We start from the raw sequence: 10,575 nt of genomic DNA on the forward strand, positions 1-10,575 counted from the left end.
TATATATCTAAACTCTGTCAACTTTTTCTAGGACGCCCCCACAATCGCCAATACACAGAATTAAGAATAATATTCTGTCATGTGAAAATTAATCAGTCCATGCAAAACATTATTCTGCCCCGAGAAGATTTCAGGCATCCTGGGGCTGCAATAGCCCTTCCTGCGAGACACAGCACCCTTCCCGCAGCATTTTTGGACACTCCTGCGCAACGGGACGATATAAAATTTTTCAGGAACAAAAATTAACGCACATGACGAAATAATATTTGGAAAAATAAATCCACCTAGAAAAGTAAGCTCCTCCAAGGGCTAGGTGTTTTTAATGCTCAGTACGGGTACGAACTATAGCCTTGATTTTATAGCTAAACCCTTGAAGGGTTTTCTGCATATTGGTTTAAATGCCATTGCCTGAGTTAGGCTTAGCTTTTGACTCTAATCCTGAGAAACTTCTCTGAAATCGAGATATTGAAGGGGGGAGACCCAATGTACTCCCCATCTAGGTGAGCAAGCAGCATATCATTAGGCTCTACTCTTAGCTCTTTCGCCTGGAAAAAATTAACCTCTGGCAGCTTACCATGCTTTCCAAAATTAAGCCTACCGATATTTAAAAATCGCCGAAAGGAGGTCATTCTTCCTATCGTACAGATATTAAGTAACCCATCGTCAATTTTAGCGTCTGGATTGAGTTTGAATCCTCCACCGAAGGTAGTTCCATTCTGAACTGCCATCAAGATGAGTTTCATTTCCAACCTTTGTCCATCCATATTGACCACATAATATTTGGATCTGTATGTCCATAGAATTTTGAGAACATGCATGTAGAACTTGAGATGACCGCTAAAAATACTCTTCGTATGCAAATTTTCGTAAACCATCTGTCCATCAAAGCCAATTCCTATTCCGTTGATGAATTTGCGTTTGTTGCAGATACCTACGTCGATGAGCCGCTCACGGCCATGTATGATCGTTTCGATCTGCTCGTCTAGATCGCTACCAATATCGATCGTTTTCACGAAATCGTTTCCTGTCCCTACAGGGATGAAACTCATCACCATGGGGTACTTTCGGATAGCATTCAGGGAGGCATTGATGGTGCCATCACCACCTATCACCACCAGGTCTGTGGTGTCCGTAAATAGGTTTTCCTCTATGAACTCATCTAGGATTTCGCTCTGTGGCGTGATGAACACCGCATAATAGAAATCAAGCTGATCTAGACGTTTTTTGAGACGCATCAGTGCAGCTTGTGCTTTTCCTTCCCCAGAATAGGGGTTCGCCACGATAAAAAACTTTCTGTCCATGAGTTAGATTGGTAATAAAAAAGCAATCCCCTGAGCATCAAAGGATTGCTTTCGCACTACAAATGTAGCTAGATTTTACAAATTGTCCATGATCCAATTGGTCATCATCGTATAGAGGTGCGTTCTGGTCTTGCCTCCATAGAGACTATGCGCCTTATCTGGATAGTAAAACGAATCGAATTGCTTGTTGGCCTGAATCAAACTCTCCTGTAGTGTCACCGCATTTTGGAAGTGCACATTGTCATCGCCTGTCCCGTGAATCAGTAGAAAATTTCCTTTCAACTGATTCGCATAGGTGTTGGGAGAGTTGCTATCATACCCTTCTGGATTCTCCTGAGGAGTTCTCATATAGCGTTCCGTATAGATCGTATCATAGAATCTCCAGTTGGTGACAGGTGCCACTGCGATACCTGCTTTGAAAACGCCATCGCCTGTCATCATAGATAGTGACGACATGTGCCCGCCATAGCTCCAGCCCCATACGCCGATTCTATCCGCATCCACAAAACTCATTTTTCCTAAGAACTTTGCACTTGCTACCAGGTCCTGCACTTCCATTTTACCTAAGTTCATATAGGTCATTTTCTTGAATTTCTCACCACGACCTCCTGTACCACGCGTATCGACACATACGACGATGTAGCCTTTCTGTACGAGCATCTGATGAAAATAATAGTGCCCACCAGACCATCCGTTGGTCACGTTCTGCGAACCTGGCCCACTATACTGATAGATCAATACTGGGTACTGCTTAGTACTATCCATGTCTATCGGCTGTAGCATATAAGCATTTAGCTGATAGCTATCCGCTCCATCGATATCAAAAAATATCTTTTGGCTCAGTCCATATTGCTCAGCAGTCTCTTTGAGCTTCTTGCTATCTTTTAGGACTTTGACCAACTCATTTTTCTTGGTTGACATCAGCGAGATCTCGCGAGGGCTATTCGCGGAGTGATTAAAGGAAATATAGTATTTGAAATCCTTGCTCATATCTACTGAGTTGATACCAGCCTTGGTGCTCAACTTCGTCTTTCCTTTTCCCTTCAGGTCTACCTTGTAGAAATGTCTCTCCATCGAAGACCCCTCTGTAGAAATATAGTAGAGGACGGGCGTTCTACCGCTTTGATCTAATCCGACAAACTCCTCTGCCTCCCAGTTGCCCTTGGTCACGAGATTGTTGAGCTGACCATCGATGCGGTGCAGGTGATAGTGTTTGTATCCCTCACGCTCGGTAGAGTAGAGGAACTGCGTGCCGTTATCCAGATAGATCAACTCATGCGCATAGGTCACATCAAGGTAGGTTTTAGACTTGTCCGTTAGGATCAGTACCATCCCGCCTGTCTTTGCATTGACATGGTAGATGTCTAGTCTGTTTTGCAGACGGTTTAGTTTCATCAGCGACAGGGTATTGGCATCCTTCGTCCACTGCATCTTAGGGTAATACACATCCGTTTCTTCGCCTGTTTTAACCTTCACGTTTCGGTTGGTAGGCAGGTTATGAATGAAAACCTCTACCACTGCATTGTCTTGTCCCGCTTTGGGGTACTTGTATCGGTAGTCACGTGGATAGATCGCGCCATTGTCCCAGTACTGTAGATTGTATTCTTTGACTTGACTTTCGTCAAAGCGGAAAAACGAAATCTTCTTGCTATCTGGAGACCAGTTAAAGGCCTTGGTGAGGTACAGTTCCTCTTCGTAGACCCAGTCCGTGCTACCATTGATAATACTACCAAACTCCCCGTCAGTCGTGACGGCATGTTCAGACATGTTGACCAGTTTGACATAGTAAAGATTATTTTCGCGAACAAAAGCCACCATGGAATTGTCCGGAGAGAAGGTCGCATAAGACTGACGACCACCATCCGAGAGCTTGCTCATCTGCTCCCCCTCGAAGGTGTACACATAATACTCGGCAGTGTACGACCGGCGATAGATGTACTCTTGCTCAGTCAGGAGCAAAATCTTTGTTTCGTCATTACTAAACTCATAGTCTGAGATACGGATATGGAGTGCGTCCCCGTCTACTAGTATAGAGTCTGACGCTCCCGTGGTGACGTTGTAGCGTAGGATTTGGTTGTCTTCTAGTGCTGAGTAGTACAGCCCATTGTTCATCCAAGTGAGGCTCGATAGATAGTCTTGTCTAAAAGTTCCCTTTTCGGTAAAGTCTTCGACAGCAATTTTCTTCTGTGCCAGTGCAGTCACACCTAGCATCAGAAGTAGCATGGTTAATAATTGTTTCATCTTTATCAGTTTAATCAACAGCTATTCGCTGCAATGTCATATCATTTCAAACAAATATATGACATCAGATGAAATTTAGAAGAAACTATTATGTAAGCGGTTGGAGTAGCAAAAGCAAGAACCAAGAGAAGTCTTGTCTCTTGGTTCTTGCTTCTATTAAATCAGGTGATTCAAAACCTCTAGTGCTTGTGCTTTTTCCAATCTTGGACCAAACTGAGACACGACCTTGGAGGCTGCGAGACTGGCCAACTTACCAGACTCGGCAAAGCTGTGACCATGTGTGATGCCATACAGAAATGCCCCTGCAAACATATCACCTGCCCCATTGGTGTCTATCGCCTCAACTTTATAAGGCTCTATGTCTACGAATGTATCTCCATCAAAAATCATCGCACCATTTTGTCCCAGCGTGATGACGAATTTCTTAGCAATGGCTTTGAGTGCCTCACGTGCATCCAGCAAACTATCAGTAGCAGTATAGAGCATCGCTTCCTCTTCATTACAGAACAACAGGTCTACTCCCTCTCCTACGACCTCTTTCATCTCGTCGTTGAAAAACTTGACCATACTCGGATCAGAAAAAGAAAGGGATACTTTCACGCCATGGGCTCGGGCGATTTCCATTCCTTTCTTCATGGCATCTCTGCCCGACTGAGAAGGGACAAGGTAGCCCTCAGTATAGAGATAAGTTGAATTCTTAATCGCCTCTTCGTCGATCTCCGCTACCGAAAAATCTGACGTGATCCCTAGAAAAGTATTCATCGTACGCTCCGCATCAGGGGTCGTCATCACGAGACACCTGCCAGTAAGTCCCTCAGGAGCAGTAGCCTCAGTCAGTATGGTATCGACCCCATTGGTTGCTAGGTCTTTGAGATAGAAAGTACCAAACTCATCATTGGATACTTTGCACGCGTAGTAAGAAGATCCACCGAACTGACTGGCAGCTACGACAGTGTTGGCGGCAGAGCCTCCACCCTTCATCATATTCTCGCTAACTTTTATTTGGCTTATTAGCTCCTTTTGACGGTCTTCTTCGACTAGAGTCATCAGCCCCTTTTCGACCTGATTATCTGTTAAAAATTTCTCATCTACCTCGAACACTAAATCCACTAGGGCATTGCCTATGCCGTATATATCGTACTTACTCATAATTCAAAAAAGTGATTTTGTTTTGACTCAGCAAAGAGAACGAAAAATATGATAAACACACGATTGCTCGTAAATAACCGTCTCTTTTTATCTAATTTAAAGCTTCAAAAATCAAACAAGGTTACCTTAACCTTGTTAACACTAATCTTAATATATAATGAATCAGCTAAAATTAAATGCAAAATTATTCGCCGCGATCCTAGTATTTGGCGCTCTAGCTTCGTGTGAAGAATCAGACAACGGTGACGACAGCAACTCCTGTCACATCACTTCTATGGTCTTTAGTTATCCAGAGGATGACTATGGGTACAGCTATGCTTCAGACGTCACATTCGAGTACAATGACGCCAATCAACTAATCTCGATATTAAGTGTAGATAATGAAACAGAGTGTTACGACAGCAATTGTGAGACAAGCACGGATGAAAACGAGATATTTTTATCTTATGCTGGTGATGTCATAACATTAACCAACTCTTCCTATGAGGATGAAAAAATTGAAATTCTCATATCGGGTGATAAGCTTGAAAAAATTACCTCCAGTGAAATTTACAATGGAGAAAAAGAAATCGATGAATATCGATACATCTACTCTGGAGACAAATTATCTAAAGTTGAAAACTGGGACAACTATAGCAACTCGTCAACCAGCGAGCTTACACTATATAGTTATGATGAGGTGACTTTTTCTGGCAACAACATTAGTATGGTTGAATCCTTTTATGAATCAGAAAATGCCAATGCTAGGAAATTAGGCAAAAAGGAACATGTAATAAACGCCAATGCCAGAACGAACGAATCCATCTCTGTGGGAAAAGTGAGCTATTCCTATGACACCAATACCAATCCAATGAAAGGAGAATTATTAGCACTACTTATTGGGGGTTATGAATACTTCAATGAAAACAACATCCTATCAGAAAAAGAAATATATGATCACGCGACTTATACGTACAACTATTCATATGAGTACAATGACGATGGTCTTCCGATTATCATAACAGTAACCGACGATGAGGGAGGCAAGAATGTTACAGACGTCACCTACAATTGTGACTAAGTAGCCCGTCTTGGATTAAAAATACTTTTGAGGCTGTCAATAGTTGCGACTATGGGCAGCCTCTTTTGTTTTGAGCTGTGACACACAGGCCAAAGAAAAGGCTTAAGCACAAACTGATCGTTGTTGAATCCAACATAAAAATCTTCGATTTTATCTTGACTTTATTTTGTCGAAAATCCTCTAATAGAGTGAGTTGACCCTCTAATTGATAATAGTAACCTCTAAACAGTGTCCAGTCTCGATGTTCGTTTTGATAGCTCACTGTTGATTTGGAAGGAGCTTTACTAATACCTAAATAATTAAGGTTTCCAGTAGGAACGAAGACCGTTGCTAATATCTCTTACGGATTGGCTTTTAGAAAATTGACAGAACAACATCGACACCAACCTCCAGCTACCCTAGCCCTTGGAGAGCTTGTTTGTCAACTTATCTTTTACCAAACTCTTGAAAAACAGAGCGATCAAGTTTCCCGATGATTTGTGAAAACACAATTTATATTTGTCATGACAGAGTAGATGGATTTGTTGTGCAACTCAAAGTTACATTAGACACAGTACCCTTCTCCGTTTTTGGTAAACGTTTAGGACGCTATTGGTTTATTATAAAAACTCACTAGATCATCCCAAGGAATCTTCTTGCTCAATAAAATCCAACGACTGGATGAATCTAGCTAATCGTAAAACGGGGTCTGAAAACCATCCAATTATAACCGACTTAATGGGTCATAGACATTGCGAATGTGCACGTCCTTTTTGACATATTCTCTTGCTCTTGGTGCATTACAAACATTCCAATAATACTGAAAGTATAGCCTTTTTTCTGCTTTCTCAGCAGACCCTAATTTAGGTCAATGAGAAACAACAAGAAACTCAAAAATCACGACAACACCATAGTCGTTAACCTATCAAAATTTTCATTTCTGAGGCATATCCCCTCTTGTTTTTGGTCTTTTTCGAGAGAGGCTTGATTAGCGAAACCCTTTTATACATTACTGTTTTTCAAGCAACCCGTCATAAGGGAAGCTTTGCTCTTGACACTCTCTCTTTTGCTTTGAACTAACTGTCTAGGCGGGTTTCTACTTGAATTATGCAATTCAGGATTCAAAAATTGAACAGAAGATAAAATTAGGATTCTATCTGGGGCCTACTGATACTAATAAATACCCTTTATAGGCTATGTTGCTTTTTAACTTCTCCAGGAGGGGTGCCATATTTTTTATTGAAGCATGTATTAAAATAATTTGGTGTGTTAAAACCAACCATATAAGCAATTTCAGAGACCGTTCCCGAATTATTTTTAAGAAGATCCATGGCTCTGACTAGTCTCAATTCCCGAATCAGTTGATTGGGTGAAAAGCCAGTAATAGCATGAAGTTTCCTGTATATCTGACTTCTACTCATCCCTATTTGGTCTCCTAAGAATTCGACACTCAGGTTTGTATCAGCCATGTTTAACTCGATTAAAGATTTGACTTTATTTACAAATTCAGCATCTATGGATGTAACCGTGATTCTATTAGGCCCCATAGTGATCGCTTCTCTGAATTGCTCTCTTAACTTGGTTCTGGAACTAATCAAATTATTAACTCGTGCGATTAACTCGGATGCACTAAATGGTTTTGTCATGTACTCATCCGCTTCGGTTTCTAAACCTAGTAGTTTGTTTTTTAACCCCACTTTTGCAGTTAACATGATTACAGGAATATGGCTTGTTTTAATATTGGATTTTAGTTGTTTGGTCACTTCATAGCCATCAAGCCCAGGCATCATTATATCTGTTATAATCAAATCAGGCAACTTATCTTGGGCTTTTTCTATGCCTTGCATTCCGTCGGAGGCTACTAGGGTTTGGAATTGGTTCTTCAGTATTTCTGAGATAAAATACCTGACATCTTCATTATTTTCAATAATGAGGATGGACGGATTGTTACTTATCTTGACCTCCTCCATCATCAGGGGACTTTTAGTACTCCGTTCCGATGAAATGCTCAATCCCATAGTTTCTACTTGCTCTTGGGATTCATTGATATTAATATTCTTCCAATGGTTTTTGCCTGTAGGTAGATGAATCGTAAAAGTACTTCCCTTTCCTTTTTGACTATCGACTCGAATGATTCCGAAATGGCTGTCCACTAGCTCTTTGACCAAGGCTAGTCCAATCCCTGTACTTGCTTGCAAATCACTGTCTGTATGATAATATCGATCAAATATGTGCTTTTGGAGTTCTTCATCAACCCCTATTCCAGAGTCCGTGACGATAAGTTCCAAAGCGGCAACTGACTTAGCCAATAATTCACTACTTTCTATGTTTGTAATTTCAACCTTGATTATTCCTTTTGACGGGGTGAATTTCAATGCATTTGATAGTAGGTTGGCTACTATCTTTTCTACTGCATCTTGGTCTGCATAGAAATCAGAGATTTCATTGTTATGTAAAAAACTCAAATTGACCTCTTGGTTGCTTGCCAAAGTCTCGAAAGACATGACAATTCCTTTGATGAATGGAACAGGATCAATTTTAACGACCTTTAGCTTTAATTGACCTGCATCCAGTTTTGACAAATCGAGTAATTGATTTACTTGATTCAACAGTCGACTGGTATTTCTTTTCATCATATCCAAAAAATGTAATTGTCTGGGGTCATTAGAGATTTCCGTGAGATGATCAATAGGTCCCATTAGCAGGGTGAGCGGTGTTCGGAATTCATGAGAAATATTGGCAAAGAATTTTGATTTCATGCGATCTACTTCTTGTTCTTTTTCGAAGAGCAGTTGGTTTCTTTTACTTTTCAGTCGTTGCTGATTATACAAGAGAAATGCTATTAATACTATAGCTAACAGAGAGCCAATAAGAATATTTCTTCTCAATTGGGCTAATTCATTGCTTCTCTCTAGGTCGATGATTTGTTGTTCTTTTTTTTCTACATTGTAGGCTAGTTCTTGCTCCCGCATTTGCTCATCCCTTTTGTTGTCATAGATACTGTCCGACATATTTTTGTATAACGTGAGCATATCATAGGCCTGCCTAAAACTATCGACTTGTGCAAAAGAAGAGTGGATTAGAAAGGTAGATTTCATCAACTGTTTAGCGCTATTAAGCTCTCTGGAAATTTTTAGCGCTTCTTTCGCATATTTGAGCCCTTCGTATGGCTGGTCCATAGTGCCATATATTCTTGAAATTGTTCTTAAAGGATCCAGACGGCCGTTAGGGTGATTTAACTCTACATATAAATGATCCGCATTTTTTAGATAAAATAATGCTCTATCATATTCTTCAAAATCCTTAAGTACTACACCCATATTGTTGTTGTCAATAGCCATTCCATATTTATTTCCTAAGCGGGTAGAAATTGCCAGTGCTTGTTTATAAAAGTGCAAACAACTATCTAGCATATCTAAACGACTATAATTGGCTCCAATATTTGTTGAGACTATTCCAATATTGACTTCACTGTTTATTTGTTTAAATATCTTGAGTGCCCGTAAATTATACCTCAATGATTTTTTTTCATTCGTTTTGATAGATTCATCTCCGAATCCATACTCCTCATGAAAAATGATGGCTAGCTGTACGTATGATCCCGCGATATTATGGAGGTCATTATTCTTTTCTCTTTTTTTGAGTGCCAATAGCGCGTACTCCATTGCTTTACCCAAATCTCCCTTGTCCATGTATGCATACCCTAGTCCAGTTAGTACATTTCCTTCACCTTTCACATAATTGATTCGCTCAAAAATTTCGTTAGCCATGTTGAAATAAACAATCGCACTATCCAAATTATAAGATAGTCCATATGTATTGCCTAACGAATAATAGGAGACGCCTATGCCTTTTTCGAAGCTGATGTCTTTTGCTTTTTGTAAGGCTTGGAGGGCATATTCTTTTGATTTGGAAAAGCTACCTAACCCTTCATGAGTTGATAATTTATACATCATCATGATTTTGGTGGTATCATGGTGCTCTTGGGTGAGTTCATATATCAAACTATCTACTTCATTTACTTGTGCTTGCAGGTTGATCAGTGGTAGATGAAAGACAATTAGTAGACAGAGTTTGTTCAATTAAGGGAGTTCTAGATAAGTGGAAGAGATAAATATTCAGTACTAAAGTTACAACGAGTTGAGGTTGTTTTTAATTAAATATTAAAAACAACCTCAACTCGTTAGAAGCTAGGGTAATCCGAGAAACAGATTTGAGGGTGCGATACGAATTGAGTGCTTATTTTTTTATAAAAGGCTTCTGAATCAATTGGTTACTCTTTTTTACGACCAAAAGATACAATCCAGTCTGAAGTTCTGAGATGTCTAAATTTGACAGGTAAGTATCTCGATAGATTACAGTCTTCATTAGTAATTGTCCCGACATGTCGAAAACCATTATTTCATCTTTTTCAAGTAGGGGAGAAGGCGTGTCCAAAGTAAGTTGTTGTGAAGCAGGATTTGGAAAAATATGAAATTGATTTTCCCTTTCAACACTTAGTACCTCCTCCCCACAGTCTCCTTCAATCGTTACTATTACCGTAGTCTCAGACACATTGCCAGCATCGTCTGATAACGTGATGGTCAGACTGTTTTCTCCTAAATCTTCACAGATAAAAGATGTTTTGCTGTATGCTGCAATTACAGATGAGCAGTTATCACTAAAACCATTTTGAATCATATCAACAGGTAAATTGACCTTACCGTCTTGATCTAATAAAAGCGTGAAATCTTGTACATCTAGTACTGGGGCAACCTTATCATGGACATGTACGGTGACAGCTAGGGTAGCTGTGTTTCCACTTTCGTCTGTTACGGTGTATTCTACTTCATTTTCACCTAGATC

At 40.2% G+C, this 10,575-nt stretch carries 6 protein-coding genes and 1 pseudogene; 1 reads left to right on the top strand and 6 read right to left on the bottom strand.

Going from position 1 to position 10,575, the window contains the following annotated elements:
* Positions 1-419: 419 nt before the first annotated feature.
* The 3 genes from BUB99_RS13125 to BUB99_RS13135 form a co-directional block, all read right to left on the bottom strand.
* Positions 420-1,301: a diacylglycerol/lipid kinase family protein gene (locus BUB99_RS13125; RefSeq protein ID WP_073122968.1), complete on the bottom strand. Its 882-nt coding sequence runs from the start codon at positions 1,299-1,301 to the stop codon at positions 420-422.
* A gap of 75 nt (positions 1,302-1,376) precedes the next feature.
* Positions 1,377-3,542 (bottom strand): S9 family peptidase, encoded by a 2,166-nt coding sequence (locus BUB99_RS13130; protein WP_073122969.1) that lies wholly within the window; start codon positions 3,540-3,542, stop codon positions 1,377-1,379.
* Positions 3,543-3,698: 156 nt separating this feature from the next.
* Positions 3,699-4,691 carry an adenosine kinase gene (locus BUB99_RS13135; protein WP_073122970.1) on the bottom strand — a complete coding sequence of 331 codons (993 nt, stop codon included), beginning with the start codon at positions 4,689-4,691 and terminating at the stop codon, positions 3,699-3,701.
* Between the two features lie 157 nt (positions 4,692-4,848).
* Here BUB99_RS13135 and BUB99_RS13140 point away from each other — a divergent pair, with 157 nt between their 5' ends.
* Entirely contained in the window at positions 4,849-5,751 is a 903-nt protein-coding gene (locus BUB99_RS13140) for a hypothetical protein (protein WP_073122971.1), read from the top strand.
* Between the two features lie 201 nt (positions 5,752-5,952).
* Here BUB99_RS13140 and BUB99_RS20755 read toward each other — a convergent pair.
* The 3 genes and pseudogenes from BUB99_RS20755 to BUB99_RS13155 form a co-directional block, all read right to left on the bottom strand.
* Positions 5,953-6,146, bottom strand: a pseudogene (locus BUB99_RS20755) (DUF4372 domain-containing protein); the annotation flags it as partial.
* Positions 6,147-6,917: 771 nt separating this feature from the next.
* Complete coding sequence (locus BUB99_RS13150) at positions 6,918-9,683, bottom strand: hybrid sensor histidine kinase/response regulator transcription factor (protein WP_221407507.1); 2,766 nt, start codon at positions 9,681-9,683, stop codon at positions 6,918-6,920.
* 286 nt (positions 9,684-9,969) lie between these two features.
* A partial coding sequence (locus tag BUB99_RS13155; RefSeq protein WP_139281005.1) for a T9SS type A sorting domain-containing protein occupies positions 9,970-10,575 on the bottom strand: 606 nt, incomplete at its 5' end.

Origin of the sequence: Reichenbachiella agariperforans, assembly GCF_900142205.1 — a bacterium.
Lineage (GTDB): Bacteria > Bacteroidota > Bacteroidia > Cytophagales > Cyclobacteriaceae > Reichenbachiella > Reichenbachiella agariperforans.

Bases quoted from the DNA above. Each gene is read 5' to 3' on its own strand.
- BUB99_RS13125 (WP_073122968.1), bottom strand. From the start codon at position 1,301: ATGGACAGAAAGTTTTTTATCGTGGCGAACCCCTATTCTGGGGAAGGA.
- BUB99_RS13130 (WP_073122969.1), bottom strand. From the start codon at position 3,542: ATGAAACAATTATTAACCATGCTACTTCTGATGCTAGGTGTGACTGCA.
- BUB99_RS13135 (WP_073122970.1), bottom strand. From the start codon at position 4,691: ATGAGTAAGTACGATATATACGGCATAGGCAATGCCCTAGTGGATTTA.
- BUB99_RS13140 (WP_073122971.1), top strand. From the start codon at position 4,849: ATGAATCAGCTAAAATTAAATGCAAAATTATTCGCCGCGATCCTAGTA.
- BUB99_RS13150 (WP_221407507.1), bottom strand. From the start codon at position 9,683: ATGTATAAATTATCAACTCATGAAGGGTTAGGTAGCTTTTCCAAATCA.